The sequence below is a fragment of the Paractinoplanes tereljensis genome, from assembly GCF_016862435.1.
In the GTDB taxonomy this organism is placed as follows: domain Bacteria; phylum Actinomycetota; class Actinomycetes; order Mycobacteriales; family Micromonosporaceae; genus Actinoplanes; species Actinoplanes tereljensis.
Window position 1 is genome coordinate 433824 of sequence record NZ_BOMY01000033.1, and the last position, 26055, is coordinate 459878.

Consider the following 26055-nt stretch of genomic DNA (forward strand, 5'->3'; position numbering starts at 1 on the left):
CGTTGGTGGCGCGGGTCATATTGCCATCCCGCGACCGGGCGGTGGGAGAGGCCGCGTACTCAGTTCTGCTGCGACCACCACTTGGCGAGGGCGGCGGTGGCGGGATCGTCGGATTCGGCCAGGGTGGCCCACGGGTCGGCGCCGGGCGGCAGGTCGGTGCCGGCGTACTCGGCGAGTTCGGCGGGCTGGACCGGGTCGGTCGTGTCGGCCTCGTGCAGGGCGGCCTGGATGTCGGCGAGGCCGAGGCTGCCGGTGTCGATCCAGGGGAACCCGTCGACCGGTTCGGGCAGTTCGCCGACGTCGACGGCCGGCGGGAACACGCTGTCGCTGAGCTCCACCTCGGGCAGGTCCGGAATGTCGGCTACCGGAGCCTCTTCCACGACGACGTGGTCGTCGACCACGTGCGCGACGTGGTCGTCGAACGGCAGATCCTCGTGCTCCGGGATCTCCACGTGGTGGTCTTCCCAGGTCACGTGGTCGTCGGGGAGCTGGTGGTCGTCGTCGAACGGCAGCGGGTCGTCGTGGTGGTCGTCGCCGAAGTGGTCGGCGAAGTCGTGGTGATCCGTCATCGGTTCTCCTCGTCTTGCGGGACGGGCGTCAGTGCCCGCGCCCGGATCAGCACGTCATCGGTGTGGCGCAGTTTCGCCCGTACGCCATCGAGCTCCTGCTGGGCCGCCTGCCGGCGTTTGGCCCGGCCGGCGGCGTCCTCGGCCGCCGCCGCGTCGATCTCGGCGATGTGCGCGTCCAGGTCGCGCAGCCGCCGTTCGACCGCGTCGTCAACCGCGACGCTCAGTGCGTATTGCAGATCGGTGAACCGGTTGGCGATCTCGTCGGCCAGGGCCGCGCGGGCCTCGCCGAGGACGTCGCGCAGCCAGATCCGGGCCTGTTGCCGGTCGGTCTGCACCCGGCGGCGCCACAGCACGTACCCGCCGGCGGCCAGCCCCAGCCCGATCCCGGCCACCGGGACCAGCACACCACCGACGGCCAGGGCGGACGCGCCGAGGATGGCACCGCGGCCGGCCATGAACGCGATCCCACCGGCCGACAGCGCGATCAGCATGTTCTCCCCGGACCCGTCGCGGGGCGGGGAGGCGGCGAGAGCGTGCCGCAGGGTGGCGTTGAGCCGGCCCAGCATCCCGGCCCGCTCGTTGGCGTCGAACACCTCGGCCAGGACCTTCTCGGCGACCTGCTGGAAGGTTTCTTCGAGGCGCTGGGACATGACGGCGGCCAGGGCCTGCAGGTCGGCGTCGACCGCGTCCGGCAGCTTCGACAGGGTCTCGCCGCGGCCGGTGTCGATCCGGGTGGAGAAGTCCTGCTGCAGGGTGGCGATGTGGGTGCGCAGCCGGCCGACGGTCTCCACCCTGGCCCGCTGGGTCTCGGTGCTCAGCAGCAGCGTCCACTGCCGGGACTCGGTGCGCTTGCGGGCGGCCAGGGCGGAGCGTTCGGCGCGGACGGCGGCGCTGCGGGCCGGGTCGGCCTCGGCCGCCTGCACCTTCGCGCGGGCGGCGTCGACCAGGCGGGCCAGTTCGCCGCGGGCGGCGCGCAGCACGTTGGCCAGTTGCAGCTGGTGGCCGCGGCCGGCCAGGTCGACCAGGGCGTGCTGCAGTTCGGCGATCTTCGACGCGTCGACCAGGGCGGCCTGTTCGCCGGGCGGGGACTGCCGGGCGAGTTCGGCCAGCGACGACGACACCGGGAACCAGGGGGCCTCGGCGAAGCGCGGGGCGTGCGCGCGCAGCAGGGCCTGGTTGTCCTCGGCGATGCGCCGCCACCCCGGATAGGCGTCGATCTTGGTGAGGGCGAAGACGACCGCGTCGACCCGTTCGCTGGCGGCGACCAGGAAGGTCAGTTCGGGTTCGGACAGCGGGGCGGACGCGTCGGCGACGAACAGCAACGCGGTGGCCTTGTCGACGGCGGCCAGGGCGACGGTAGCGTGCGCCGGGTCGAGCCCGCCGACCCCCGGGGTGTCGAGCAGGGACAGGTATTGCAGCAGCGGCGCCGGGTGGGTGACCTCGATCCGGCGGGCTTTCTGCTCGCCGGTGGCCCAGGCGCGCAGGTCGTCGACCGGAATCGGGTCGGGTGAGCCGGGCAGCCAGGCCCGCACCGCGTACGGGCCGGGCACGAACTGCAGGTAGGTGGCGGTGGCCACGGCCGCGTCGACCGGGGACAGGCCGGGCACCCCGAGCAGGGCGTTGATCAGGGAGCTCTTGCCGCGTTTGGTTTCGCCGACGACCACCAGCGACGGGCGGATCAGTTCCCGGCGGCGCAGTTCGGCCAGGTCGGCCCCGGCGTCCGGGTCGGCCGCGCGCACGTAGGCGAGGGTGTCGCGGACCGCGGTGTCGAGGGTTTTGGTCAGGTCGCCGGTCATCGGGCCGCCTGCTGGGCGAGCAGGTGGAAGCCACGGTGGGCGACCTGCGCGACCCGGGACTGGGCCGGGCCGGCGCCGGCCACCGCGTACACCCGCCAGCGGTTGGCGGCCTGCCGGGCGGCGGCGGCCACCTCGTCGGCGCCGGCGTCCGGCAGCCGCAGGATCCAGCGGGGGTCCTCGGAGGTGGCGAGGCGGGTCAGTTCGGCCTCCCAGTCGGCGGGCAGCCGGACCGCGCCGGTGGCGACCCGCTGGGCGGCGTCGATCAGCCGCAGCCGGTGGTAGGCGGGGTCACGCAGCAGCCGTTCGACGGCGTCGCGGAGGATCTCCCGGTCCTTGACGTCGCGGGTGTGCCCGGCCAGGCGTTCGAGCCGGGCCAGGGCCCAGCCGGCCTTGATCGCGTCGGCCCGCCACCGGAACGACTCCTCCAGGGTCTGCCGCAGCCGGGGGAAACCGGACGCGGCGACCAGCCGGCGGCACAGTTCGCCGGTGCTCAGGTGCGGGTCGGCCGCGTACTGCGCCAGGGCGAACCCGATGCCGTACAGATCCAGCAGCGTCAGCAGTCGTTCCCGGCGGGCCGCGTCGATCGGCGCCGGCCGCGACCGGAACAGATCCACCGAGGCGAGCAGGACCCGCAGCTGCTCCATCGGCAGTTTCGCCAACTCGCGCAGGGCGGCGCCGTCGGCGTCGGTGAGCCGGCCGGCCTCGGCCGTCTCGGCCAGAAGGGCAACGACCGGAACAACATCCGAGACGGTACGGGCGAGAAGCGCGGCCTGCTGCTCGGCCAGGGGGCCGGCGATCGGCCACGGGTCACCGGGACCGCCGGCCAGGGTGTCGACCTTGCCGAACACGCCGAGCGCGTTGATCGGGCTGGACGCCAGCCGGGCCGAGGAGTCCCGGAATGCCTCCAGGGCGCGCACGTCGTCGGCCCGCACGGCCTGGGTGAACACGTAGACGACCGCCTCGGCCGCGGCGACCTCGCCGGCCGACGCGGCGTCGATGTCCGCGTCGAACGGGGCGGTGGACACCCCGACGGCTTCCTCGGCCCGCGCCGAGACCACCGCGTCGGTCGAGGCCAGGCCGGGCGTGTCGACCACGGTCAGGTCGCGCAGCTTCGCACTGGTCAAGGTCACGTCCACGTACGCCACCCGGGACGAGGGCACGCCGAGGCGCTGCGGGATCATGCCGTCGTCGTCCAGCGGGAGGCTGCGGCGCTGCCCGTCGCGGCACACCACGTCGACCCGGTCGGCCGGTCCGTACCGGAAGCGAGTGACCACTCTCGTACATTCACCCACGGCCGTGGGGGCCACCCGCCGCCCGATCAGGGCGTTGACGAGTGTCGACTTTCCGGCTTTCAATCGACCGGCAATAGCAACGCGTAACGGCTCGCCGAGCCGGTCGCGGATCTGTCTGAGCTGGTTACCGGCCTCTATGCCGGTCCGCGCGGCTATCTCGTCACAGAGAGTCGCCACGCTTGAACTGAGGGGGCCGCTCACGTCGACTCGTCAGCCGTGCACACTGTCGGCGACAATGGCAAGACCACGGTCGTCACCTCGACCCTTCCGCTGCAGCGGGCGGGCCGGGTGCCCGCCACGGCACAGCCTACGGATGACCGTGCGGCACGGGATCCCGTGTTCGTGCCACAGCCGACCGACGTGAAGGGGAGGGGCCCAGGTGGCGGAAGATCTTGACCCGCTTGCCTCCGCCGCTGCCCTGCTGCACCGTCCCGCCCTGATCGTGCTCACCGGCCCACCCGGCAGCGGCCGCACCACCGCCCTGCGCCGGCTGACCGCCGAGGTCGCCGGGCCCGCCCACACCGGCGGTGGCCTGGCCATGCTGCGCACCACCCCCGCCCTGGCGCTGTCCCGGGCGGTGCGGGCCCGGCTGCCGGCCGACGACGTGCACCTGCTCGCCGAGGCCGTCCGTTCCCGGGTGCGTGGCGGTCTGCTGGTGCTCGACGACATCCAGTACGCGGACGCCGCCACCCTGGCCGCGCTGCCGCTGCTGGCCGCCCACTGCCGGGTCCTGGTCGCCCTGCGCACCCCGCACCGGCTGCCCGAGCCGGCCGTCGAAGCGCTCCACACGGCCGCCACCGCCTGGCTGACCGTGCCACCCCTGGACCCTGCGGCCGCCCTCGACCTGGCCCGCCGCACCGCCTCCGGCCTGCCCGAGGAAACCCTGTTGGCGGTCGCGGCGCGGGCCGGCGGCAACCCTCTCGCGATCACCGCGCTGGCCCGGCAGGCCGCGGCGGGCCGCGCTCCCGGCGGGTCCGGCATCGACCAGGTGGCGTACGCCATCGCGACCGCCCTGGCCGACCTGCCCCGCCCGGCCCGCACCGCCCTGGCCGCCCTCGGGCTGCTCGGCCGGCCCGCCCCCGCCGCCCTGCTCGGCCCGGGTGCCGCCGACCTGCACGCGGCCGGCCTGATCGGCGCCGGTCCCGGCGGCGAGTTGACCCCGGTGTCGACCTACGTGGCCGAGACCGCGGCCGGCCTGCTGGATGCGGCCGGTCGCGTCGAGCTGCACACCCGGCTGGCCGAGCTGACCCCACCGGCCGAGGCGGCCCGGCACCTGGCCGCCGCCGGTGACCTGGCCGGCGCTCACCGCAGAGCCCTGGCCGCCGCCGACCAGACCACCGGCGGTGACCGGGCGGCGCTGCTGCTGTTCGCCTGCGACCTGGACACCCCGATCAACCCGCGGGTTCGCGTGGCCGCCGCCGACGCCGCGCTGACCGCCGGGCGGGCCGCCGCGGCCGCGAAGGTCCTGACCACCGGCGGGCCGCTCGGTGTCGAGGCCGACGTGCTGCGCGGTGAGGCGCTGCTGCAGGCCGGCGCCCCGGCCGCGGCCCGTGCCGCGGTGGCCGCGGTGCCCGACGCGTCCCCGGCATCGGTCCTGGCCGCCCGCGACCGGGTGTTGCTGCTGGCCGAGCTGGCCACCGACCCGGTGGCCGCCGCCGACCTGGCCGGCAAGGTCAGCGCCCGCTACCCCAACCCGCCGCAGGGCGTCGCCGCGGCGGTGGCCGCCGTGCACGCCACCAACCGCACCCCCGGCTGGGACGCCGCCCTGTACGCGGCGGCCACCCCCGGCGGCGACCCGCTGATCACCCGCTTCAGCGCCTGGCTGCTGGTCGAGCACCTGGTCGCCGACGGCCAGCTGCTCGACGCGGCCACCGCGGCCCTGAGTGCGGCCCAGGACTGCGCCGCCGACCTGGCCTACGGCTGGCAGACCCGCTTCGAGGCCGCCGCCGACTGGGCCGTCGCCCTGCACGGCAGCGCCTCCCCAGCGCCCGCTCAGGCCGAGCCGGTGACCACGCACGCCGCCGGTAGCGGCGTGGGGAGCGTGCCGACCGCTCAGGCCGGCGCAAAGGCAGGTTCGGGTCATCTCTATGGGGAACGGACCGACCGCGTACCTGAAGAAAGCGGAAACCGGACCGCTCAGGCCGACCCCGACGAGGTTTTCCGGCGTAGCGCCAACCTGACCGATCGGGCCATTCCGGACGAGGCCCGGGGGTATGCGGCCGCGGCGGCCGCGCTGATCGAGGCCGACACCGGGCTGCTCGGGGCGGCGCGGGCGCGGCTGGATGAGGCGCCCGCGCATCCGGCTGTCGGATGGGTGACACGCGAGACCGCGTGGCTCGACGGGCAACCGGACCGTGCGGCCCGGGAAACGCCTGGTGACAGCCGTGGGCTGCTCGCCGGGCTGCATGCCATCACGGCCCGGTGGGCCGCATTTGATTTGGGCGCTATGGGCACTCCGCCCATTCCGCCGGGTTTACCGACTCCCGCGCGGCGCACTCTGACCGCGTGGGCGACCGGTACCGGATTCACGGCAGCCGCCGACGGGTGGCGGCCCGTCGCCGTCAGGGAACAGGTCCGGTGCCTGCTTGCGGCCGGTCTGACCGAAGCCGACCCGGACCGGGCCGTCGCCGCGCTGCTCGACGCCGAGCGGCTCGCCGACAACGCCGGACTGACCGTGCTCGCCGGGCGTGCCCGGCGTGGTCTGCGCCGGCACCATATTCACCGCGACACCCGCAGTCCCCGCTCCGGAAACCAGCTCACCCGCCGGGAAACCGACGTGTTGCGCCTGGTCGCCGCGGGGGAACCGACCCGGCGCATCGCCGGGCAGCTCGGCATCTCGGCCGAGACGGTTGACACCCACATCCGCGCCGGTATGCGAAAGCTCGGCGCCCGCACCCGAACGGAAGCCGCCGCCCTCGCCTTCGCCACCCCTGAGATACACAAGGATCGCCGGTGACCAGACAGCCCGACGCCCCTCGCCACGTCGTCGCCAGCCCCGGCGACGCCGACACCGTCCTCCGCCGCCTGATCCGCGACGGCTGGGTCGCCCGCGACGGCTTCGCCCTGCCCGACCCGGCCTGGGATGTGACCGGTAACCGCCTGGTGTTGCACGGGCGCATCACCGACGCGGAGACCTTGCAGCTGGCGGTGCTTGCGGCGGCCCGCGGGGCGGGCGTGGTCGCGATCTGTGACGCGGAGTCGATGCTGGGGAGGGCGCTCGTGGACGATCTGTCCCGGTTGGGTCCGGTGCGGCAGGGTGCGGCCGCGGAACCGAACGACGGCGGCAAGGCGGTCGCCGACCTGGTACCGGAGCAGCGCGCGCTGCTCGACCGGCTCGCCGCCGGTGACACGATCGCGGCCGCCGCGGCGGCGGAGTTCCTGTCGCTGCGCACCGCGAACCGGCGGATCGCCGAGGCGCGGGCGTTGTTCGGGGTGCGGACCACCCGCGAGGCGGTGCTGGCCTATCTGCGCCAGCGCGGCCCGAATTAATGGGGATGTCGGGCCGATCGGCATCGACTAGGGTCTTTTAGCCGACACTGCCGTGCGGCCCGGCGGGTTACGGTCTGTCCGGAGCAACCTGTTCGCCGTCACGAGTCGGGGGCCGTCGTGACCTTTGCCGGGCAGCGCCCGTGACCACCCAGGCGTGGCCGACCTCCGCGCGCCTCGACGCGCCGCGGGTCCTCGACCGGATCTTCGACATCACCGGGGTCCGGCTGGTCCTGGAAGGACCGTGCCCCGGCGGCGAGATCGGCGCGGCCTACGTGCGCTGGCCCGACGGCCGCCGGTCGGTGCTCACCGCGGCCCGCACCCAGTCCGGGCTGCTCGCCGACCGGGCCCGCGCCGCCGGGGTGCCGACCGCCCGGCACGAGCTGACCGCCCGGGTCGACGGGATGCGGGTGGTGGTGCAGCAGCGGCTGCCCGGCACTCCGCCGGAGGCGTTCGACGCCGCCCTCGTGCAGCAGCTGCTGCAGGTCAACGACCGCCTCGCCGGGGTGCTCGCGGGTGAGCCGGCCCCGTCACCGGCCGAGCTCTACCTGACCGGTGACGGGCCGGGTTTCTGCCTGCACGGCCCGCTCGAAGCGCACAGTCCCCGCACGGCGCGGCTGCTGTCGTGGGTCCGTTCGGTCGGGTCGTCGTTCGGGACACACATGATCGGCGACGATCTGGTCCACATGGACTTCCACCACGGCAACGTGCTGGTCTCCGGCGGGCGGCTCAGCGGGGTGGTCGACTGGGACGGGGCGGTTCGCGGGGACCGGCACTTCGACCTGGTGACCCTGCGGTTCTATCTGGCCGCGACGGCGCCGCAGCTGGCCGGGCCGGTCGACGAGCGTCTGGCGCTGCTGCCTTCTCGCCGCCGGCAGGCGTATTGGGCGCACATGAGCCTGCGGCAGGTGGACTGGTCCATCCGCCACCACGACGCGGCGACCGTGGATCGGTGGCTGACGGTCGCGGAAGACGGCATCGCCACCTTCTGACTGCGCTTTTTGACCGCGGCAGGGAGATCGTGTGGAGGTTTCGGGTACGGCCTTTCGGGGGTTGCGACCGCGCGTGCAAGATCCTCGCCATGGACTTCAAATGGGAGTCGGTCGATCAACCGGCCGAGCGGTCCGTGGCGGCGGCGTTCAGCGGGCGCGGCTTGCTGCAGGCCGTCCTGAGTGGTGTCGGTTGGCTGTTGCTGATTCCCGCCTGGTGGCTCGCCGGGACGCCACTGCTCGTCGGTTCGCTGGTCGGCTGGTGGATCTCGTTGCTGGCGGTGTTGTTCGCGGTGCTCGTCTCGGTGGCGGCGATCCTGATCGCCTGCCTGCGTCGTTCGTGGGGAGTCGCGGTGGTGAGCTTGTGCCTGGCCGTTGCCGCCGGGGTCGTCGTCTCGCGGCAGGATTCCCAGGTCTACTCCGTTGACTATCGGTATCAGCTGCACCGGGTCGCGTTCGCCGAACTGGCCGAGGGTTACCGGGCGGGCCGCTTGGACGGCGAACTGACCCTGCCGTCTGAGATGCGCTCGCTGTGCCCGTCCGGATTCGCATACGCCAGCCCGACCGTGCTGTTCGTGCAGCTGTGGCAGGACTGGCGAGCCGAATCGGGAACCGGGCTCGGGTATTTCGCCGAGCCGCCCACCGGGCCGGCGTCCATCCCGACCGCCTCGGGCGACCTCGGATATCCGAAGCGAGAGGTGGGCGACGGCTGGTGGTGGGTGGAGTGAGGCGAGCTGGCGCCGGTCATCCGGTGGTGGTGGTCGGCACCGGCATCGTCGGCGCATCGATCGCCTACCACCTGGCCCGGGCCGGCGTTCCGGTCACGGTAATCGGCCGCGACGCCGGGGTGACGGCGTCGTCGTTCGCCTGGATCGGCGGCGACGAGACCGGCGATTGGCCGGGCGGCGCAGCCGACCTGGCCGGCCTGGTCCTACCGGATTGGCGGCGGGCGGAGCGGGAGGTTCCCGGGGTATCGGTGCGCTGGTGCGGTTCGCTGCGCTGGCCGGTCCCACCGGAGGAGGCCGACCGGCTTGCCGGGCCGGACGAGGCCGCACTGCCGGAGGTGGGTGGGCGGCTTGTTGGTTCGGGGGCGGTGGCGTTGCTCGAGCCGGAGCTTCGGATATTTCCGGAAAGGGCGGTTCACACCCCGGGTGATGGCGGGGTGGATCCGGTGCTTGCGGCCCGGGCCTTTCTTCGCGCGGCCCGCGATGCCGGGGCTCGGGTGGTTTCCGGGGCGACCGTGGTCGAGGTGAGCGCGGAGGGTGTCGCGTCGACGGTGGGGTTTCATCCGGCGTCCACCGTGGTCCTGGCGGCCGGGGCCGGTACCGCGGCGCTGGCTCGGCGGGCCCTGTCCATGGACACCTCGGCGCGGATTGATGGCGACTCGCCGGCGGGGCGGGCCGGGGAAGCCCTGGCGCGGATCGGCGGTGTCTCGCCGGCGTTGTTGGTTCGGGTTCGGGCTCGGCGGGCTGGGCTGGTGCGCGGGATTGTGTCGGGGCCGGGGTTTGAGGTTCGGGAGGTTCGGGAGCGGGAGTTGCTGATGGCGGCTTCGCTCGGGCACGGCTTGGCCTGGGGCGATCTGCGGGACACGGCCGGGCGGGCTGTTCGGCAGCTTCGGGACGCGTTCGGAGACGGGCTCGAGCTGCAGGGGTGGCGGGTCGGTGTTCGGCCCATGCCTGCGGGCGGGCCGGTTGTCGGGCGGCTCAGGCCGTACCTGTATGTGGCGGTTTTGCATTCGGGGGTTTGTCTTGCGCCCAGCGTGGGGCGGCTTGTGGCGTTGGAGATCAGCTCTGGCGTTGCGGTGCCGGAGCTGGCGCGGTGCCGGTGAGTTCGGCGGTCGGTAGTGGGGTGTGCGGGAGCAGGGTGGTGGCCAGTAGTCCGATGAGGATGGCGGCGATCCCGGCGGCGACGGCGATCGCGGTGAGTGAGACGGCCTGGGTCAGGGCTGGGCCTGCGAGCGCGCCGGCGATGGTCGCGACGGCTTCGGCGGTGAACACGGCTGAGCTGGTGCGGCCGAGAATGCCGGCGGGGGTGACGCGTTGCAGGCTGGTCTGGACGGCGCCGAGGGTGATCGATCCGGCGGCGCCGATGATCGTCGCGGCCGGCAGTGCCGTCACCAGGCCGGTCGAGGTGAACAGGGCCGCGTAACCGATGCCGGTGATGGCGAGGGAGCCTCCCAGCAGGTAGGCGGGCGGCGATCGGTCGACGAGTATCCGCAGGAACGGGGCTCCGAGCAGGAAACCGATGCCCAGGGCGGCCATGACCAGGCCGGTCGGTGCGCTGCCGCCGAGGACGGTCATCCCGTAGGAGATCAGCAGTGCCGAAAGGCACGCGTTGATGGCCAGGAAGAACGTGTTGATCAGCAGGAGGTTCCGGGCGATGGCCTGTGCGCCGAGGAAGGCCAGGCCTTCGCGCAGGTCGGCCTGGAATCGGCGGCGGCCTTCGGGGCGCGCCCGGCCGGTCTGGTCCTGGCCGCCGGACTCTGTCCGGCCGATGGGCTGCGACGAGCTGGCGTGTTCGGGGCCGCTTGGTTCCGTCCCGCCGCCTGGTTCCGCCCGGCTGTCTGCTGGAGACCGGTCGGCTCGGCTCGCTCCCGGGCCGCCCTCGCCGCGCTGCACCTGCGTGATCCCGGCGCGCTGATCCTCGCGCCTGGCTGCGGTCAGCAGGATGCCGAGGGCCGAGAGCAGGTAACTGGCGGCGTCGAGGCCGATGAGCAGGTCGAAGCCGATCCAGATCAGCAGCACGCCGCCGAGTGGGCCGCCGACGACGCGCACGGTGCCGTCGGCCAGGGCGTTCAGGGCGTTGGCGCTGCTCAGCGTGGACGCGGTGCCGACCAGGGCCGGCGTGTGGGCCTGGGCGGCCGGCCGGAAGACGACGGTGCCGATGCTCTCGGCGACCAGCACGGCGTAGAGCAGCCAGAGGTCGCCCGGCTCCCGCACCAGCAACAGGACGGTAACCACGGCGGCGCGGCCAAGGTCGGCGCCGATCAAGGTCCAGCGCCGGTTCCAGCGATCGACCAGCACCCCGGCGAAGGGTCCGAGCAGGGCCGCCGGAGCGAACTGCACGGCCAGGGTCAGGCCAGTGGCGGTGACCGACCCGGTGAGCGTGAAGACGTGTGCGGGCACCGCGATCATCAGCAGCCAGGTGCCCAGGTCGCTGACGATCCGGGCCAGCCACAGCAGCCGGAAGTCACGGACCCGCAGCGCCTCGAACATGATTTCCACAGAATAGGTTTCTGCATGACTATTCTGTCAAGATGCAGAGACAGGAACTCGGCCAGCAGCTGCGCACGTTGCGGGCGGCACAGGGACGCACCGTCGCCGCGGTCGCGACGGACGCCGGCCTGTCGGTGCCGTACGTGGCGAATCTGGAGAACGGCCGCGGCAATCCGACCGTGGACGCGCTGACCCGGATCGCCGACGCGCTGCAGACCCGCCTGGTGATCGGGTTCGCCGCCGAGAGCCAGGACCAAGACACCGCGGTCGCGTTGCCGGCCACCCTGGTCCGGCTCAGCCGGGGCGCGCGGTTCCGCCGGGACGTCCGGGTGATCGCCGAGGCGGCCGGTGCCGATCCGGCCGCGGTGGCCGGGCCGGTTCTCGGCGGGCTGGCCCGGCTGGCCGCGGTGACCGGGCGGGAGCTCAGCGAGGCCGACTGGTTCCGGCTGCTGGACGCCCTGCTGCTGGTGGCCGTGCACCCGCAGACAGGCCGGTAGACCGGCCGCGGAGGCGCCACCGACCAGCACCGCACCGCTGATCAGGAAGAACAGGTGGAAATGGACGTGCGGCCGATCGGCGGGCGGCCTTGCCGGCGTGCGATCATTGGCGGCCTTATGGAGAGCTCTACCTCGCGGGTTCCGCCGATGTGGCGGTTCATGCTGGCGCTGTCGCGGATCGTCGTGTGGCCGTTGTGCCGGTTGCGGGTGTCCGGGGACGTGCCCGCGCAGCTGCGCGGGCGGGCGGTGATCCTGGCCGCGAACCACGTCAGCCCGTTCGACCCGATCGTGATGACCGCCGCCTGCCACAAGATCGGGATCGCGCCGCGGATCCTGGCGACCGGCGGCATCTTCGACGCCCCGATCGCGGGGGCGGCGATGACCGCGGCCGGGCACATCCGGGTCGACCGGGGCACCAGCCGGGTCGCCGACGCCCTGCCCAGTGCGGCCGACGCGCTGGCCGGCGGGGCGATGGTGCTGGTCTACCCGGAGGGCCGGATCGGCCTGGACCCGTGGATGTGGCCGGAACGCGGCAAGACCGGGGTGGCCCGGATGGCCGCCGCCTCCGGCGCCCCGGTGCTGCCGGTGGCGCAGTGGGGCGCGCACGCGGTGCTGCCGTATGACACGCCGAAGGATCTGGTGCGGTCGATCCTGCGGGCGGTGCGCCGCCGCCCGGTCGTGCACGTGCGGTTCGGCACGGTCCCGGTCGACCTGTCGTCGGTGACCGGCACCCCGGGCGCGCGGGCGATGAAAGCCACCCGCCTGATCATGGAGGGCATCGACGACACCCTGGCCGAGCTGCGGACCGGCGAGATGGAGATGCCGCACTTCGTCGACGAGACCCGCGCCACCGACCTCACCCGGACGCGGCCCAGGCCGGGCCGGGCGCTCCCGGCACTTCCCGGTGACTCCGCCTGACGGGATGCGATCATCGGGGGTATGGGGTTCTTCGGAACGTACCTCTATGACGGCGACCAGTGGCATGACGCCGAACCGGACAGCCGGCCCACCGACGACCGGCCGTGGATGCTGCTCGACATCCACGACAGCGACTTCACCGTCGTCACCTACGACCCGGCGCCCAGCGGTGCCGGCGTCGCCTATCTCGGGGTGACCCCGCGCACGTACTTCGAGGACGAGGCCGCCTCGGCCCCGACCGACGTGTTCCGTGAGGCGGCCGGCATCGCCGCCTGGTGGGCGGCGCTGAACCCGGGTGGCGACGCCCTGGCGAAGGAGGAGCAGATCGTCACGTTCCTCGCCCAGGACGTCGACCCGGAGGACGACGACCTCGACGACGGTGACGAGCAGGACGTGGGCGCCCTCGACGACGCCGAGGTGTTCGTCGAGGTGAAGACCGCCCGTTTCGTCAGTGTGCTGGGCCTGCCGTTACCGGCCGACCTCGACACCTGACCCGCCCGCTTCGCCCAGCTCGGCCAGGCGCGCCTCGACCTCGGCGAGCTCGGCCCGTAACCGCTGGGCCTCCTTCTCGGCCTCGGCCCGTTCGCCGGCCAGGATCTGCTCGACCGCTTCCTGCACGCCGGGCACGTCGATCAGCGACACCATCCGCAGTGCCTCGGCCGGCCGGATCACATAAGGCTTGGCCAGGGCCTTGCTGCCCTGGGTGGCGGCCACCGTCCACTCGCCCTCGCCGTAGGCCAGGGTGACCGTCAGCCCGGGCGCCGGTTTGGTCTTGGCCGGGCGCGGCGGGGCCGCTTTGCGGGGTGCCGGGGTCGTCACCGGACCATCCTCGCTCCTGACCGGCTCGGCGACCGGCGCCGCCACGGGTTTGTCGAGCAGAAATTCCGGCTCCGGCGGCCCCGCGGGCGCGGGCACCACCGGCGGCGGGGGCACGGCTTTACGGGCGGTCGCGCCGCGCGGTGCGACCTGCAGGTCGGCGGGGGAGAAGGGCAACTCGTCGCGGCCGAACTTCACCACCAGGAACTCGTCGGACTCGTCCGCGTCGCCCAGCGACACGACCTGCCCGATCTGGCCGGCGATCTGCCCCGCCGACTCGGTGAACTGCACGCGCGGTTTACGCCCGGCGGCGACCTGGTCGCGGATTGCCGTCAGCTCTTCGGTGCTCAAACCCCGGGCCACGCCACTCTCCGATCAATCGAACGCTTGTGCCAACAGTTTTAGCAGGGGGCACCGACACTTTCGCGATACGCCCCGCGATCTTGCCAGAGAAATGTTATTGCCCCCGCCGATAGCGTCATCGACATGGACCAGTTGACCGAACAGCGTGAGTACTACCGGCACCGCGCCGGGGAGTACGACCAGTGGTGGCAGCGCCAGGGCCGCTACGCCCTCGACGAGCAGGCCCGGCAGCACTGGTTCGCCGACATCGCCGAGGCCGAGCGGGCCCTGGAGAGTTTCGGCCCGGCCGGTGACGTGCTCGAGTTCGCCGCCGGCACCGGCTGGTGGACCGAACGCCTGACCGCGCACGCCACCCGGATCACCGCGGTCGACGCGCACACCGAGACCCTCGACCTCAACCGCGCCCGCACCGCCCACACCGGCAAGGTCAGCTACGTGCAGGCCGACATCTTCACCTGGACCCCACCGGCCGCCGCGTTCGACGTGGTGTTCTTCAGCTACTGGCTGTCGCACATCCCCGAGGAGCACCTCGACCGGTTCTGGCAGCAGGTGGCCACCGCCCTGCGCCCCGGCGGCCGGGTGTTCCTGCTGGACAGCTACCGGCCCGCCCGCATCGCCGACGACCGGCAGCAGCGCACCCTCAACGACGGCCGCGCCTACCAGGTCATCAAGCGTTACTGGCAGCCCACCGAACTCGAAGCCCTACCCGGCTGGCACCTGAGCGCCGGGATCACCACCCACGGCGCCGTCATCCACGCCCACGGGGAGCCCGCGCCGTAACGCAATACTCCCGCCCGGCCGGGTCCCGCAACGTCGTCCAGTCCCCGGGGACCCGCCGCACCACCGTCGCGCCGAGCTCCACATGCCGCGTCACCTCGGCATCAACCCCGTCACAGGCGAAATCCAGGTGTACGCCCACCGGCCCCGCCCCGATCCGCTGCAGCAGCAACCGCAGCGGCAGCCCCGGGTCGCCCTGCAGGAACGCGAACTCCGGCAGATCCGACTTGCGGCGCTCCCAGCCGGTCAGCGCCGCCCAGAACTCGTACTCGGCGTCGTATTCGCCCGCCGGAACGTCCAGGGACAGCTGGTCCACGATGCTGCTCTGCCCGCCCGGCCACCGCTGCGACCCCGGGCGGCGTGTCTCCCCGTCCCACTGCACCAGGCAGAACGGCACCCCGGCGGGGGAGCGCAGCACCACCAGACCGGGCTCACTGAACACGACCGATGCCCCGAGCCCCTCGGCCTCGCCGGCTGCCACCGGCACGTCGGCCACATGCAGATCCACATGCGATCCCGGGTAGGGCGACCCGATCACCTGCACCCGCAGGAAAGCGTCTCCCTCGACCGGCAGCAGTGTCGCGAACGTGCCGCCGCCGCGCCGCTCGGACAACGTCGTTCCCGTTACCGCTGACCAGAACGCTTCCACTTCCCGGCCGGGAGAGTCAAGGAACCCGGTAACCCACCGCACGCGCATCCCACGACCCTAACCTAAGCAACTCCGGTTGACTAAAACGAAGATAAGCAACTACGGTTGCTTACATGGAGATACCCGCCACCGGAGAGGTCGCCGACCGCCTCGCCGCCGTCGGCGCCCTACGCCACCTCGCCGACCGGCTCGAAGACGCCGCCGTCGAAGAAGCCATGCGCACCGGCTGGAGCTGGCCCCAGGTCGCCGAAGCCCTCGGCATCACCCGCCAGGCCGTCTACAAAAAACACGCCAAGCGGCTCATCGCCGCCGGCGTCGCCCTCAGGAGGCGCACCGGATGACCACCCTCGACCAGATCATCACCCAGGCCGCCGACGAAGCCCGCGCCGACGGCACCACCACCATCGAAGCCCACCACCTGCTCCTGGCCATCGCCCGCACCGGCTCACCCACCCTCACCGCCGCCGGCCTCGACCACCCGACCCTCCGCACCGCTCTAGATCAAGAATTCAAGAACAGCCTCAACACCGCAGGCGTACGCCTCGACGGCGCCCTCCCACCCGCCACCCCACCGCCATCCGGCAGCCCACAACTCGGCGCCACCGCCAGATCCGCCCTCGAACGCGGCCTGGCCACCGCCCACCGCAAACGCGACACCACCCCCGCCCACCTGCTCCTGGGCATCCTGCAAGCCCCACTCGGCACCGTCCCCCGAGCCCTCGACCACGCCGGCATCGACCGCACCGCCCTCACCGACGCCGCCCGCCGGGAAACCACCGATGACCACTGACATCCAGGTCACCGGCCTGCACATGCGTTACGGCCACACCGACGCCCTGCACGACATCACCTTCACCGCCCACCGCGGCGACATCCTCGCCCTGCTCGGCCCCAACGGCGCCGGCAAAACCACCACCATCGAAATCCTCGAAGGCTTCCGCACCCGCACCGCCGGCCACGTCACCGTCCTGGGCACCGACCCCGCCCACGCCGACGAACACTGGCGAGCGCACCTCGGCGTCGTCCGGCAAACCTGGCGCGACCACGGCAAATGGCGCCCCCGCGAACTCCTCACCCAGATCCGCGCCCACTACACCACCGGCTGGAACCCCGACGACCTCCTCACGGCCGTCGGCCTCGACAACCAAACCAACCAGCCCATCCGTACGCTCTCCGGCGGTCAACGACGACGACTCGACCTCGCCCTCGGCATCATCGGCCACCCCCGCGTCCTGTTCCTCGACGAACCCACCGCCGGCCTCGACCCCGCCGCCCGCCACGACTTCCACCACCTCATCCGCGGCCTGGCCGACACCACCGTCCTACTCACCACCCACGACCTCGACGAAGCCCAGAAACTCGCCACCCGCCTTCTCGTCCTCGACCACGGCCGGCTCCTCGCCGACGGCACCCCCACCGAACTCACCGGCCACGACGAAGTCCGCTGGACCCTGCACGGCACCCGGCACACCCAACCCACCGACCACCCCGCCCGGCTCATCCACGACCTCTACCGCGACCACGGCGACCACCTGCACGACGTCGACATCCACCACGCCTCGCTCGAGGACACCTACCTGGCCCTCACCCGATGAGCACCGCCCGGCTGGCCCTGCGCGCCGGCCGCAGCCGCGGCCACATCGAACTGCGCCAGTCCGTCACCAACGGCGGCGACCTGTTCAACCACCTGCTCTGGCCGGCCCTCATGCTCATCGCCCTGTGGTTCCTGCGCGACCGCCCCTTCGGCCCCGCGTTGCTGCCCAGCATCCTCGGCATGAACACCGCCATGGCCATGGTCAGCATGAGCCAGCACCTGGTCGCCGACCGCGACGACGGCACCCTGCTCCGCGCCCGCGCCATCCCGAACGGCATGCTCAGCTACCTCACCGGCAAACTCATCTCGGTCACCGGCGGCCTCCTGCTCGACCTGGCGATCTTCCTGATCCCCGCCCTGTTCCTGGTCCACGGCCTCACCACCGACCGACCCGCCGCCTGGCTGACCCTGCTCGCCATGGTCACCCTCGGCCTCACCGCCACCCTGCCCACCGGCGCGATCCTCGGCACGGTCTTCGCCACCCCACGCAGCCAGGGCATCCTCACCCTGCCGGTCCTCGCCGTCATCGGCATCTCCGGCATCTTCTACCCCCTCGCCGCCCTACCCGGCTGGCTCCAAGGCATCGCCCAGACCTTCCCGATCTACTGGCTCGGCCTCGGCATGCGCTCCGCACTCCTGCCGGCCGCAGCCGTCACCACCGAGATCGGCGACTCCTGGCGACACCCGCAAACCATCGCCGTCCTGCTCACCTGGACCGTCATCGGGCTACTCACCGCCCCGGCGATCCTGCGCCGCTCCCGCCTGTGACAACCTCACGCCCATGAACCCGGGCACCATCGGCCAGGCGATCGTCCTGTTCGCCGTCACCAACATCGACGACATCCTCATCCTGGCCCTGTTCTTCGCCCGGGGAGCCGGCACCCGCACCGTCGCCGCCGGCCAATACCTCGGCTTCACGGCCATCCTCGCCGTCTCGGGAGCGGCCGCCTTCGGCGCGACCTTCCTGCCCGAACAGGTCCTCCCGTGGCTCGGCCTGCTGCCCCTGGCCCTCGGCATCAAGGCCGCCATCCAAGCCTGGCGGCACCGCCACGACACCCCGGACGAGACGGCGACGGGGGAGAGGACCCTCGAAATCGCCGCGGTGACCTTCGCCAACGGCGGCGACAACATCGGGGTGTACGTGCCGGTGTTCGCCACCGCCGGGGCGGCCGGCAGGACGGCGTACCTCATCGTCTTTCTGATTCTGGTTGCCGTCTGGGTCGCTGCCGGGCGCTACCTCGCCACCCGCCCGGTGATCGCCAGAGCCCTGAGCCGATGGGGGCATGTCCTGCTCCCCGTCGTCCTGATCGGCCTCGGCCTGCTGATCCTGTTCTCCTGACGGAAAATGTCGTAGGGCGCCGCTAGGGTCCCCGGCATGGCTGAGTTCATTCACGACGATCTCCGCGGCTCCACCTTCGAGCAGGTCGACCTCAGCGGCGCACGCTTCCACCATTGCCAGCTCAACGGCGTCGGGCTGAGTGGGGTGCGGATGCGCGGCGTCGAACTCCGCGACGTCGAGATCACGGGGGAGCTGGCCGGGGTCACCGTCAACGGCGTCGAGATCGCGCCCCTGGTCGAGGCCGAACTCAACCGCCGACATCCCGAACGCCACCAGATGCGACCCACCGACCCGGACGGCTTCCGCGAGGCCTGGGCCACCCTGGAACGACTCTGGGCCGGCACCGTCGCGCGTGCCCAGCGGCTCCCACCGGAGCGGCTGCACGAGTCGGTCGAGGGGGAGTGGTCCTTCATCGAGACCCTGCGACACCTGGTCTTCGTCACCGACGCGTGGATCCGGCGGGGGATTCAAGGACAACCGGCGCCGTGGCATCCACTGTCGCTCCCGTGGGACGGGATGTCCGATACGCCCGGAGTTCCGCGTGACCGGGCCGCTCGGCCGTCGCTCGAGACCGTGCTCGCGTTGCGGGCTGATCGGGTCGCGGGAGTGCGCGTCCTGCTGGCGTCGCTCACCCCGGAGCAACTGGAGGCGCACACCGTGGCGGTTGACGCGCCGGGGTGGCCACCGCCGCAGAGCTTTCCGGCGCGGGAGTGCCTCGAAGTGCTGCTCAACGAGGAATGGGAGCACCGCCTGTTCGCGGAGCGGGATCTGGCCGTTCTGGAGGCCTCTCCCATCGATCATCTGCCAGGTCGATAATCCACATTATGTAAAGTAGAACCGAATCGGGGTCCATAATCTGGTTGACGGTATATATCGGCGTCCGTAGCATTTCGGCATGCGGGAAACCACTACCGACCACAGGGCACTGCTAGCCGCCTACCCGGCCCGGCTCCGGCGACGACACGGAGCGGAACTGATCGGGACCATGCTCGAGCTGGCCGCACCCGGCCGACCCAGCCGAAGCGACCGGTGGCACCTGATCACCGACGGACTGCGCGCACGGTTCCGGCTACCGACCGGCCGGCCAGTCGCCCGCCTGATCGCGGTGCTCGCCCTGCTGATCGGCGGCGGACTCGGCGCCGCAGCCGGCTCCTGGGCGGGCATGTGGACATTCCCCGCGCTCCCATCGCCGGCCACCCTCGCCACCCAGACCATGGGCAACGACGCCACACCCGCGGACACCGCCGGCGGGCGGCTCTGGCTGAACATCGACGGGCACCTCACCACCGGAACAGACGCCACCGTCGCCGCCCAGCGGGCCCGCGACCGGCTGACCGCAGCCGGATGGACGACCACCACGGTCGTGGTCTCCGGTGGCACCGACGGCCGGTTCCGCCGGGCCGCATTCGAGGCCGACAGCGGCGGGACACGCCTCGACGTGCGGGCCTACTACGACGACAGCGGACTGGTCAGCATCGCCGGCCGCTCGCTGCCGCCGCTCGCATACCTGCCACTGGTGCTCGGCGGAATGCTGCTCGGCATGCTGATCGGCTGGCTGCTCGCCGCCGACCTGGCCTACCGCATCACCGGCGCGGGCCGCCGCCGCACCAGCGGTCTGCTCGCGATCTCCGGAACCGCGCTGACACTGCTGCTACTGCCGGCCGCGTCGGTCTACGCCTACTTGCTGCGCTATCCGCGGATCAGCGAGGCCGAGTTGGTGCACCGCGCGCTGACGTCCGGCCCGGCGGGGCTGTGGCCATGGTTCCCCGCAGGCCAGCCGGCCTCGAACAAGGTCCTGCTGATCGCCGGCCTCACCACAGCGGCGATAACCGCGATCCTCGCCCGCACGAACCAGGCCGACCCCGCGGCCCTCGCCCCACCCCAACCCGGCTGAACCAGCCGCGATCCCTCGGATTCGCTCGCGCCGACCGAGAGGAACCGTCCGCAACGGGTCACCTCACGGCGGCCCGTTGGTTCCGCGGCCGCGGACATGGATCGCCGCCGGGACGGTCCTCTTCGGAAGCTCGCAAATGGTACTGGATGCTGCATAATATGACTTATGCAGCAAAAATTTGGGTTGGGCGTTCAGGAGCTCATTGAGGACTTTTTGGCGGCCCGCGCTACCCGGAAGCCGTCGGTGCACACGCTTCAGGCGTACCGGCGGGATCTGGGGTTGATTGTGGGTTTGATCGGGCCTGAAGTAGTCACTCTGGGTGACCTCTCCCCTCGTTCGCTGCGTGGGGCCTTCGCCCGATTTGCGGCGGATCGGGCGCCGGCCTCCGTGGCGCGGGCCTGGTCGTCGTGGAATGCGTTCTTCACGTTCCTGGTCACCGAGCAGGTTCTTCCCGGGAATCCGATGTCGGCGGTCGACAAGCCGAAGCTTCCGGTCCACTCCCCTAAGCCGCTGCGCGGTGAGGACACCCCGGAGCAGTTACTGTCCGCTGTCAGCCAGGTGGATGAGCGGCAGCGTGATCCGTGGCCCGAGCGGGATGTGGCCGTGCTGACCCTGGCGTTGTGTGCGGGTTTGCGGCTGTCGGAGATGTTGGCCTTGCGGATCGGGGATGTGACGGGGCGGCCGGGTGAGCGCCGGGTCGAGGTGGCCGGTAAGGGCGGGCGGCCGCGGACCGTGCCGATCGAGCCGGAGCTGGACGTGCTGATCGAGCGTTATCTGGACAGCCGGCGGCATCGGTTCGGGCGGGCCGCTTCGAAGGATCCGTTGCTGGTGGATCGGCGTGGGGCGGCGCTCAAGCGTGGTGGCCTGCAATATCTGGTGGAGTCGTGTTACCGGCGGGCCGGGGTCAGTGACCGGGTCCCCCGGGGTGCGCAGTTGCACGCGTTGCGGCACACGTTCGCTACCCGGCTGGCGGAGGACGGGGCCAACGCTTCGGAGATCATGCGGTTGCTGGGGCATTCGTCGCTGACGACCTCGCAGGGCTATATCGAGGTGACGGCGGAACAGCAGCGCGCGGCGGTGCGGGCGAACCGCACCAACCGCGCGCTGCGTGGCCTGTAAAGAGTAAAGAGATCAGGCGAGGGTGAGGGCTACCTCGACGTTGCCGCGGGTGGCGTTGGAGTAGGGGCAGACCTGGTGGGCGGCTTCGATGAGGGCCTGGGCGGTGGCCTCGTCGACGCCGGGGATCTCGGCTTCGATGGCGACGGTGAGCTGGAAGCCGCCGGTCTCGTTGGGGCCGATGCCGACGTCGACCGTGACGGCGGTGTCTTCCAGGGTGATCTTCTGGGCGCGGGCCACGGCCTTCAGCGCGCTGTGGAAGCAGGCGGCGTAGCCGGCGCTGAACAGCTGCTCGGGGTTGGTGAGGGCGCCGCCGGGGCCGCCCATCTCCTTCGGCACGGCGAGGTCGAGGTCGAGGACGCCGTCGGTGGAGCGGACGTGGCCGTTGCGGGCGTCGCCGGTGGCGGTGGAGGAGGCGGTGTAGACGGTGGCCATTTAGGGGTGGTCCTTTCCGGGGGTGGCGGCGCGGATGCGCCCGAGGAGGTGGTGCAGTTGCCGGTATTCGTCGAGGTTGAGGTCGAGGGCGCAGATGATCTGCGCGGGTACGTCGTCGACCTTCTGTTCCAGGGCGGTGCCGGTGTCGGTGAGGTGGATGACGACGGTGCGTTCGTCGGTGGTGCCTCGTTCGCGGCGGATGTGGCCTTGGGTTTCGAGGCGTTTGAGCAGGGGTGAGAGGGTGCCGCTGTCGAGGTGCAGGGTTTGTCCGAGGTCGCGGACGGTGACCGGGCCCTGGTGCCAGAGGACGCGCATGACCAGGTATTGGGGGTAGGTCAGGCCGGCGTCGTCGAGGGCGGGGCGGTAGAGGGCGGTCATCGCCCGGCTGGCGGCGTAGAGCTCGAAGCAGATCATCTGTTCGAGTCCGGTGCCTTGATCCATGTCCAGAACGGTAGTGCGCAATTGAGTTGTGCACAATGAACGTGGCATTGATCACCACTCTGTGTGATCATGCCTGGCGTGTCGGACATCACTTGGGTGCAGCTCTCCCCCGCGGTGCTGCGTGCGCTGATCGACGGGGATCTCGCGGGGGCCAGCGAGCAGGCCGGGGCGGCTTTATCGCCTTACCTGGTGGCGGAGCACTGGCTGTGGCGGATTCGCCTGGAGCAGATCGAGGGTGACCCGGCCAGCGCTGACTGGATCGCGCGGGCGGCGGTGGCCGATGGCCAGGTGGTGGGGCATGGCGGGTTCCACGGTCCGCCGGAGGGCGGGGTGGTGGAGGTCGCTTATTCGGTGGATCCGGCGTTCCGGCGGCGCGGGCATGCCAAGGCGATGCTGCGGTCGCTGCTCGAGCGGGCCGACGCGGATCCGGCGGTGACGGCGGTGCGGGCGAGTATCCGGCCGGACAACGTGGGGTCGCGGGCGACGATCGCCGGGTTCGGGTTCAGGAAGGTCGGTGAGCAGTGGGATCCGGAGGACGGCCTGGAGTACGTGTTTCTGCGTCCAGCTGCACGATGAGTGGCAGGTGGTCGGAGACGTTGGGCCGTGGGGTGCAGACCTGGAGGACGCGGCCGAGGCGGTAGCCGCGCGGGTCGGCGAGGATGTGGTCGAGCTGGGCGCGCGGTGACGGGCTGGGGAAGGTGGGTGCTTTGGCCAGGGGCCGCCAGCCGGTGACGGCGCGGACCGGGGCGGCCGGCATGTTGAGGTCGCCGAGCAGCAGGCGGGGGCCGGGCAGGGTGCGCAGGGCGCGGACGGCGTGCCGTAGTTGCCGCAGGTTCCAGCCGGGTACGAAGCTCAGGTGGGTGGTGGCGACGGTGACCGGGCCGGCCGGGGTGTCCAGGACGGCGGCGAGCAGGACCCGGGGTTCGTCCTTGAGCAGCCGGATGCCGTCGCCGGTGTAGACGGGTGAGCGGATCGGTGCGCCGGGCAGGGTGGTGATCTGCCAGCGGATGACGGGGTATCGGCTGACCAGGGCGATGCCGTAGAGCGGGTGGGCGTTGTCGTCGTTGCTGCGCCAGGGTTGCCAGGTCTCCCCCGGGGTGCCGACGACGGCGGCGGCGAAGCGGTGGGTCCGCGCGCCGAGGGCGTCGGCGGCGATGGCGGTGAGGTCGAGCAGGCCGCTGCGGGGCTGGGCGCGGTCGACCTCCTGCAGGCCGAGGACGTCGGCGTCGAGCTCGGCGATGGCGGCGTGCACGCGGTCGGCGTGTACGGTGCCGTCGGAGAGTGACCTTCCGTGCAGCAGGTTGAAGGTGGCCAGGCGCACGAGTAACGACCCTACTGAACCGGGAGGCGGAGTTGTTCATCAAGTTGCTCTGCTGTTCGATGATGGTCTTCGTGTTGCTGGCTTCGCTGGGTATCTGGTTGCAGAAGCAGCGTCGCCGATAATGATCTCCATGGGCGACCTTGAAGAGCTGGAAGAGCAGGAACGCGACCTCGTCTTCGACGGGTTCAGCAACGCCGATGCGTGGCGGCTGGGCTGTCTGCTGGTCGAGCTGGCCGGGGACAAGCCGGTGGCCATCGACATCCGGCGGGGTACGCAGCAGTTGTTCCATGCGGGCCTGGAGGGCAGCACCGCCGACAACGACGCGTGGATCGCCCGCAAGGTCCGGGTGGTGGAACGCTACGGTGCCTCGTCCTACCTCGTGGGACGGCGGCTGGCGGCCAAGGGCCAGGAACTGGACGCGGGCATGGGCGTTAACCCGGCCGACTACGCCGCGCACGGCGGCGCTTTCCCGATCCGTATCCGGAATGTCGGCATAGTGGCGGTGGTCACGGTGTCGGGTCTCCCCCAGGCCGAGGATCACGCGCTGGTGGTTCAAGCACTACGCGCGTTCCGCTCTGAGCGATAGCTCTTCCCGCCACCGCAGGCATCGGGCATGGTCGATCGCCATGAGGCTCCTGGTGCTGGGTGGGTCCGGGTTCGTCGGGCGGGCGATCGCGGAGGAAGCGGTCGCCCGGGGCGATGACGTCACCGTGTTCAACCGCGGCCGGCGGGGTGCGCCGCCGGGGGTGCGGGTGGCGTTCGGTGACCGGTTGTCCCCGGACGGCCTGGCCGCCCTGAACGTCGATCAGAGCTGGGACGCGGTGATCGACACCTGGTCGGCGGGCGCCGGCGCGGTGGGCCGCACGGCCCGGCTGCTGTCCGGGCGGGCCCGGCACTACGGGTACGTGTCGAGCCGCTCGGTGTACCAGTGGGGTGCCACCATGCCGCTGACCGAGCGCACCCCGCTCGGCGACCCGCGGGACACCGGGTACGCCGGGGACAAACTGCGCGGGGAGATCGCGGCAAGCGAGTTCGACGGTCCGGTGCTGCTGGCCCGGGCCGGGCTGATCCTGGGCCCGCACGAGGACGTGGGCCGGCTGCCGTGGTGGCTGAACCGGCTGGCCCGGGGCGGCCCGACCCTCGCGCCGGGGCCGCGGGTGCTGCCGTTGCAGTACATCGACGCCCGCGACCTGGCGATCTTCCTGCTGAACGCGGCCGGGTCCGGCCTGGCCGGCGCGTACAACCTGGTCAGCGAGCCGGGCCACACGACGATGGGTGAGTTGCTGGACATCGGTAACACGGTGACCGGCAACCGGGCGCAGCTGCGCTGGACCGACCCGTCGGTGATCAAGGCGGCCGGGATCGAGCCGTGGACGCAGCTGCCGATCTGGTTCCCGCCGGGCCCCGACCATGACTTCCTGCACCGGGCGGACGTGTCCAAGGCTCTGGGGGCGGGGTTGCGGTGCCGGCCGGTGTACGACACGGTCGCCGACACGTGGCAGTGGATGCGGTCGCTGACCGGGGAGGCGCCGCTGCGCGCGGACCGTTCCCCGGTCGGTCTCGACCCGGCACTCGAGCAGAAGGTGCTAGGCGAGTAACTGGGCCAGGCGGGCCGCGCCGACGTTGCCGCCGGAGAGGATCACGCCGATCCGGGCCGGGGCGGGGTCGAGGCGGCCGGCGAGCAGGGCGGCCAGGCCGGACGCGCCGCTGGGTTCCAGGACGGTCTTGAGGCGGTCGACGGCGAAGCGCAGCGCGTCGACGATCTCCTCGTCGCTGACCAGGACGATTTCATCGACGAGTCGGCGGTTGACGCCGAAGGTCAACGAACCGGGGATGGAGGCGGCCTGCCCGTCGGCGATGGTGCGCGGCACCGGAATGCTGACCCGCTCCCCCGCCTCCAAGGAGCGCTTGGTGTCGTCGCCCAGCGCCGGCTCGACGCCGACGACCCGGATGCCCGGCTGCAGGCCCTTGGCCGCGGTGGCACTGCCGGCGATCAACCCACCCCCACCGACGGGTACGACGAGGGTGTCCAGGTCGCCGACCTCTTCGAGGAGTTCGAGGGCGGCGGTGCCCTGCCCGGCCATCACGTCCGGGTGCTCGTACGGCGGGATCAGGGTCAGCCCCCGGTCGGAGGCGAGTTTGGCGCCGATCTCCTCGCGGTTCTCGGTGTACCGGTCGTAGGTGACGATCTCGGCGCCGTAGCCGGCCACCGCGTCGAGCTTGGCGGCCGGGGTGTCGGCGGGCATCAGGATCACCGCGGTGCTGCCCAGTTCCCGGGCGGCCAGGGCGACGGCCTGCGCGTGGTTGCCGGAGGAGTAGGCGGCGATGCCCCGGGCGAGTTCGGCCGGGCTGAGCTTGGCGATGGCGTTGTAGGCGCCGCGGAACTTGAACGCGCCGATCCGCTGCAGGTTCTCCGCCTTCAGGTACACCCGCGCGCCGACCAGGGCGTCGAGGGTGCGCGACCGCAGTACCGGGGTGCGGTGGGTGGCACCGGCGATCCGGTGGGCGGCGTCGCGGATGTCCTGCAGGCTCACTGTTTCGGTCACGG

The 26055-nt window shown here is 72.0% G+C and carries 30 protein-coding genes; 20 read left to right on the plus strand and 10 right to left on the minus strand.

The annotated features are described in order from the left end of the window. Positions 1-59: 59 nt before the first annotated feature. Genes Ate02nite_RS24775 through Ate02nite_RS24785 form a run of 3 tightly spaced genes read right to left on the minus strand, consistent with a single transcriptional unit; the run spans position 60 to position 3834 of the window. The gene (locus tag Ate02nite_RS24775) at positions 60-569 is read right to left on the minus strand and encodes a hypothetical protein (RefSeq protein ID WP_203809499.1); all 510 of its coding nucleotides are present in this window, start codon (positions 567-569) and stop codon (positions 60-62) included. After that, positions 566-2365, minus strand: a complete 1800-nt coding sequence (locus Ate02nite_RS24780; RefSeq protein WP_203809501.1) for a dynamin family protein — start codon at positions 2363-2365, stop codon at positions 566-568. Before Ate02nite_RS24780 ends, Ate02nite_RS24775 begins: the two co-directional genes overlap by 4 nt. After that, the gene (locus Ate02nite_RS24785; RefSeq protein ID WP_239147656.1) at positions 2362-3834 is read right to left on the minus strand and encodes a dynamin family protein; all 1473 of its coding nucleotides are present in this window, start codon (positions 3832-3834) and stop codon (positions 2362-2364) included. The genes Ate02nite_RS24780 and Ate02nite_RS24785 overlap by 4 nt, the downstream gene beginning before the upstream one ends. Before the next feature lie 202 nt (positions 3835-4036). On the opposite strand from Ate02nite_RS24785, the gene Ate02nite_RS24790 reads away from it, so the two are divergent. The 5 genes from Ate02nite_RS24790 to Ate02nite_RS24810 all read left to right on the plus strand — a co-directional run bounded on the left by Ate02nite_RS24790 (position 4037) and on the right by Ate02nite_RS24810 (position 9960). Next, positions 4037-6613, plus strand: coding sequence for a LuxR C-terminal-related transcriptional regulator (locus Ate02nite_RS24790; RefSeq protein ID WP_203809505.1), 2577 nt, complete (start codon positions 4037-4039; stop codon positions 6611-6613). Continuing rightward, entirely contained in the window at positions 6610-7146 is a 537-nt protein-coding gene (locus Ate02nite_RS24795; RefSeq protein ID WP_203809507.1) for a LuxR family transcriptional regulator, read from the plus strand. The genes Ate02nite_RS24790 and Ate02nite_RS24795 overlap by 4 nt, the downstream gene beginning before the upstream one ends. Positions 7147-7286: 140 nt before the next feature. Then, positions 7287-8135: a phosphotransferase gene (locus Ate02nite_RS24800; RefSeq protein ID WP_203809509.1), complete on the plus strand. Its 849-nt coding sequence runs from the start codon at positions 7287-7289 to the stop codon at positions 8133-8135. 89 nt (positions 8136-8224) lie between these two features. Beyond that, a complete protein-coding gene (locus Ate02nite_RS24805; RefSeq protein WP_203809511.1) occupies positions 8225-8860 on the plus strand; it encodes a hypothetical protein in 636 nt (211 codons plus the stop codon). After that, complete coding sequence (locus tag Ate02nite_RS24810; protein ID WP_203809513.1) at positions 8857-9960, plus strand: FAD-dependent oxidoreductase; 1104 nt, start codon at positions 8857-8859, stop codon at positions 9958-9960. The genes Ate02nite_RS24805 and Ate02nite_RS24810 overlap by 4 nt, the downstream gene beginning before the upstream one ends. Here the strand turns inward: Ate02nite_RS24810 and Ate02nite_RS24815 are convergent. Continuing rightward, complete coding sequence (locus Ate02nite_RS24815) at positions 9917-11347, minus strand: MFS transporter (protein WP_203809515.1); 1431 nt, start codon at positions 11345-11347, stop codon at positions 9917-9919. The genes Ate02nite_RS24810 and Ate02nite_RS24815 overlap by 44 nt on opposite strands. A gap of 41 nt (positions 11348-11388) precedes the next feature. Here Ate02nite_RS24815 and Ate02nite_RS24820 point away from each other — a divergent pair, with 41 nt between their 5' ends. The 3 genes from Ate02nite_RS24820 (at position 11389) to Ate02nite_RS24830 (ending at position 13254) form a co-directional block, all read left to right on the plus strand. Continuing rightward, positions 11389-11844, plus strand: coding sequence for a helix-turn-helix domain-containing protein (locus Ate02nite_RS24820; protein WP_203809517.1), 456 nt, complete (start codon positions 11389-11391; stop codon positions 11842-11844). A 117-nt stretch (positions 11845-11961) separates the two neighbouring features. Further along, positions 11962-12762, plus strand: coding sequence for a lysophospholipid acyltransferase family protein (locus tag Ate02nite_RS24825; protein ID WP_203809519.1), 801 nt, complete (start codon positions 11962-11964; stop codon positions 12760-12762). Positions 12763-12783: 21 nt separating this feature from the next. Continuing rightward, a complete protein-coding gene (locus Ate02nite_RS24830; protein WP_203809521.1) occupies positions 12784-13254 on the plus strand; it encodes a hypothetical protein in 471 nt (156 codons plus the stop codon). Here the strand turns inward: Ate02nite_RS24830 and Ate02nite_RS24835 are convergent. Further along, positions 13231-13941: a hypothetical protein gene (locus Ate02nite_RS24835; protein ID WP_203809523.1), complete on the minus strand. Its 711-nt coding sequence runs from the start codon at positions 13939-13941 to the stop codon at positions 13231-13233. The two genes, Ate02nite_RS24830 and Ate02nite_RS24835, sit on opposite strands and share 24 nt — an antisense overlap. A gap of 123 nt (positions 13942-14064) precedes the next feature. On the opposite strand from Ate02nite_RS24835, the gene Ate02nite_RS24840 reads away from it, so the two are divergent. After that, positions 14065-14721, plus strand: coding sequence for a class I SAM-dependent methyltransferase (locus Ate02nite_RS24840; RefSeq protein WP_203809525.1), 657 nt, complete (start codon positions 14065-14067; stop codon positions 14719-14721). On the opposite strand, the gene Ate02nite_RS24845 is transcribed toward Ate02nite_RS24840, so the two are convergent. Then, complete coding sequence (locus Ate02nite_RS24845) at positions 14690-15415, minus strand: VOC family protein (protein WP_203809527.1); 726 nt, start codon at positions 15413-15415, stop codon at positions 14690-14692. The two genes, Ate02nite_RS24840 and Ate02nite_RS24845, sit on opposite strands and share 32 nt — an antisense overlap. 65 nt (positions 15416-15480) lie before the next feature. Here Ate02nite_RS24845 and Ate02nite_RS24850 point away from each other — a divergent pair, with 65 nt between their 5' ends. The 8 genes from Ate02nite_RS24850 to Ate02nite_RS24885 all read left to right on the plus strand — a co-directional run bounded on the left by Ate02nite_RS24850 (position 15481) and on the right by Ate02nite_RS24885 (position 21313). After that, positions 15481-15708 (plus strand): helix-turn-helix domain-containing protein, encoded by a 228-nt coding sequence (locus Ate02nite_RS24850; RefSeq protein WP_203809529.1) that lies wholly within the window; start codon positions 15481-15483, stop codon positions 15706-15708. Continuing rightward, positions 15705-16157 (plus strand): Clp protease N-terminal domain-containing protein, encoded by a 453-nt coding sequence (locus Ate02nite_RS24855; RefSeq protein ID WP_203809531.1) that lies wholly within the window; start codon positions 15705-15707, stop codon positions 16155-16157. The genes Ate02nite_RS24850 and Ate02nite_RS24855 overlap by 4 nt, the downstream gene beginning before the upstream one ends. After that, positions 16147-16962, plus strand: coding sequence for an ABC transporter ATP-binding protein (locus tag Ate02nite_RS24860; RefSeq protein WP_239147657.1), 816 nt, complete (start codon positions 16147-16149; stop codon positions 16960-16962). The genes Ate02nite_RS24855 and Ate02nite_RS24860 overlap by 11 nt, the downstream gene beginning before the upstream one ends. Then, positions 16959-17729: an ABC transporter permease gene (locus Ate02nite_RS24865; RefSeq protein ID WP_239147658.1), complete on the plus strand. Its 771-nt coding sequence runs from the start codon at positions 16959-16961 to the stop codon at positions 17727-17729. The genes Ate02nite_RS24860 and Ate02nite_RS24865 overlap by 4 nt, the downstream gene beginning before the upstream one ends. Before the next feature lie 13 nt (positions 17730-17742). Beyond that, positions 17743-18300: a cadmium resistance transporter gene (locus tag Ate02nite_RS24870; protein ID WP_203809533.1), complete on the plus strand. Its 558-nt coding sequence runs from the start codon at positions 17743-17745 to the stop codon at positions 18298-18300. 36 nt (positions 18301-18336) lie between these two features. Continuing rightward, positions 18337-19116 (plus strand): DinB family protein, encoded by a 780-nt coding sequence (locus tag Ate02nite_RS24875; protein ID WP_203809535.1) that lies wholly within the window; start codon positions 18337-18339, stop codon positions 19114-19116. A gap of 79 nt (positions 19117-19195) precedes the next feature. Then, a complete protein-coding gene (locus Ate02nite_RS24880) occupies positions 19196-20194 on the plus strand; it encodes a hypothetical protein (RefSeq protein WP_203809537.1) in 999 nt (332 codons plus the stop codon). Between the two features lie 165 nt (positions 20195-20359). Beyond that, positions 20360-21313 carry a tyrosine-type recombinase/integrase gene (locus Ate02nite_RS24885; protein ID WP_203809539.1) on the plus strand — a complete coding sequence of 318 codons (954 nt, stop codon included), beginning with the start codon at positions 20360-20362 and terminating at the stop codon, positions 21311-21313. A gap of 12 nt (positions 21314-21325) precedes the next feature. On the opposite strand, the gene Ate02nite_RS24890 is transcribed toward Ate02nite_RS24885, so the two are convergent. Both Ate02nite_RS24890 and Ate02nite_RS24895 read right to left on the minus strand, forming a co-directional pair. Next, on the minus strand, positions 21326-21745 hold the full coding sequence (locus tag Ate02nite_RS24890) for an organic hydroperoxide resistance protein (RefSeq protein WP_203809541.1): 420 nt from the start codon (positions 21743-21745) through the stop codon (positions 21326-21328). Continuing rightward, positions 21746-22186 (minus strand): MarR family winged helix-turn-helix transcriptional regulator, encoded by a 441-nt coding sequence (locus Ate02nite_RS24895; RefSeq protein ID WP_203809543.1) that lies wholly within the window; start codon positions 22184-22186, stop codon positions 21746-21748. Positions 22187-22255: 69 nt separating this feature from the next. Here Ate02nite_RS24895 and Ate02nite_RS24900 point away from each other — a divergent pair, with 69 nt between their 5' ends. Next, positions 22256-22762, plus strand: a complete 507-nt coding sequence (locus tag Ate02nite_RS24900) for a GNAT family N-acetyltransferase (RefSeq protein ID WP_203809545.1) — start codon at positions 22256-22258, stop codon at positions 22760-22762. Here the strand turns inward: Ate02nite_RS24900 and Ate02nite_RS24905 are convergent. Then, entirely contained in the window at positions 22689-23507 is an 819-nt protein-coding gene (locus Ate02nite_RS24905) for an endonuclease/exonuclease/phosphatase family protein (protein WP_203809547.1), read from the minus strand. The genes Ate02nite_RS24900 and Ate02nite_RS24905 overlap by 74 nt on opposite strands. A gap of 130 nt (positions 23508-23637) precedes the next feature. Between Ate02nite_RS24905 and Ate02nite_RS24910 the strand changes: the two genes are divergently transcribed. Continuing rightward, the gene (locus tag Ate02nite_RS24910) at positions 23638-24093 is read left to right on the plus strand and encodes a heme-degrading domain-containing protein (protein WP_203809549.1); all 456 of its coding nucleotides are present in this window, start codon (positions 23638-23640) and stop codon (positions 24091-24093) included. A gap of 40 nt (positions 24094-24133) precedes the next feature. Then, on the plus strand, positions 24134-25105 hold the full coding sequence (locus tag Ate02nite_RS24915) for an NAD-dependent epimerase/dehydratase family protein (RefSeq protein ID WP_203809551.1): 972 nt from the start codon (positions 24134-24136) through the stop codon (positions 25103-25105). Here Ate02nite_RS24915 and Ate02nite_RS24920 read toward each other — a convergent pair. After that, positions 25094-26053 (minus strand): pyridoxal-phosphate dependent enzyme, encoded by a 960-nt coding sequence (locus Ate02nite_RS24920; RefSeq protein WP_203809553.1) that lies wholly within the window; start codon positions 26051-26053, stop codon positions 25094-25096. The genes Ate02nite_RS24915 and Ate02nite_RS24920 overlap by 12 nt on opposite strands. Between the last annotated feature and the right edge of the window lie 2 nt (positions 26054-26055).

Coding starts and splice junctions, on each gene's coding strand:
- Ate02nite_RS24775 (WP_203809499.1), bottom strand. CDS start 569: ATGACGGATCACCACGACTTCGCCGACCACTTCGGCGACGACCACCAC.
- Ate02nite_RS24780 (WP_203809501.1), bottom strand. CDS start 2,365: ATGACCGGCGACCTGACCAAAACCCTCGACACCGCGGTCCGCGACACC.
- Ate02nite_RS24805 (WP_203809511.1), top strand. CDS start 8,225: ATGGACTTCAAATGGGAGTCGGTCGATCAACCGGCCGAGCGGTCCGTG.
- Ate02nite_RS24815 (WP_203809515.1), bottom strand. CDS start 11,347: ATGTTCGAGGCGCTGCGGGTCCGTGACTTCCGGCTGCTGTGGCTGGCC.
- Ate02nite_RS24820 (WP_203809517.1), top strand. CDS start 11,389: ATGCAGAGACAGGAACTCGGCCAGCAGCTGCGCACGTTGCGGGCGGCA.
- Ate02nite_RS24825 (WP_203809519.1), top strand. CDS start 11,962: ATGGAGAGCTCTACCTCGCGGGTTCCGCCGATGTGGCGGTTCATGCTG.
- Ate02nite_RS24830 (WP_203809521.1), top strand. CDS start 12,784: ATGGGGTTCTTCGGAACGTACCTCTATGACGGCGACCAGTGGCATGAC.
- Ate02nite_RS24840 (WP_203809525.1), top strand. CDS start 14,065: ATGGACCAGTTGACCGAACAGCGTGAGTACTACCGGCACCGCGCCGGG.
- Ate02nite_RS24845 (WP_203809527.1), bottom strand. CDS start 15,415: ATGCGCGTGCGGTGGGTTACCGGGTTCCTTGACTCTCCCGGCCGGGAA.
- Ate02nite_RS24850 (WP_203809529.1), top strand. CDS start 15,481: ATGGAGATACCCGCCACCGGAGAGGTCGCCGACCGCCTCGCCGCCGTC.
- Ate02nite_RS24855 (WP_203809531.1), top strand. CDS start 15,705: ATGACCACCCTCGACCAGATCATCACCCAGGCCGCCGACGAAGCCCGC.
- Ate02nite_RS24860 (WP_239147657.1), top strand. CDS start 16,147: ATGACCACTGACATCCAGGTCACCGGCCTGCACATGCGTTACGGCCAC.
- Ate02nite_RS24865 (WP_239147658.1), top strand. CDS start 16,959: ATGAGCACCGCCCGGCTGGCCCTGCGCGCCGGCCGCAGCCGCGGCCAC.
- Ate02nite_RS24870 (WP_203809533.1), top strand. CDS start 17,743: ATGAACCCGGGCACCATCGGCCAGGCGATCGTCCTGTTCGCCGTCACC.
- Ate02nite_RS24875 (WP_203809535.1), top strand. CDS start 18,337: ATGGCTGAGTTCATTCACGACGATCTCCGCGGCTCCACCTTCGAGCAG.
- Ate02nite_RS24880 (WP_203809537.1), top strand. CDS start 19,196: ATGCGGGAAACCACTACCGACCACAGGGCACTGCTAGCCGCCTACCCG.
- Ate02nite_RS24885 (WP_203809539.1), top strand. CDS start 20,360: ATGCAGCAAAAATTTGGGTTGGGCGTTCAGGAGCTCATTGAGGACTTT.
- Ate02nite_RS24890 (WP_203809541.1), bottom strand. CDS start 21,745: ATGGCCACCGTCTACACCGCCTCCTCCACCGCCACCGGCGACGCCCGC.
- Ate02nite_RS24895 (WP_203809543.1), bottom strand. CDS start 22,186: ATGGATCAAGGCACCGGACTCGAACAGATGATCTGCTTCGAGCTCTAC.
- Ate02nite_RS24900 (WP_203809545.1), top strand. CDS start 22,256: ATGCCTGGCGTGTCGGACATCACTTGGGTGCAGCTCTCCCCCGCGGTG.
- Ate02nite_RS24910 (WP_203809549.1), top strand. CDS start 23,638: ATGGGCGACCTTGAAGAGCTGGAAGAGCAGGAACGCGACCTCGTCTTC.
- Ate02nite_RS24915 (WP_203809551.1), top strand. CDS start 24,134: ATGAGGCTCCTGGTGCTGGGTGGGTCCGGGTTCGTCGGGCGGGCGATC.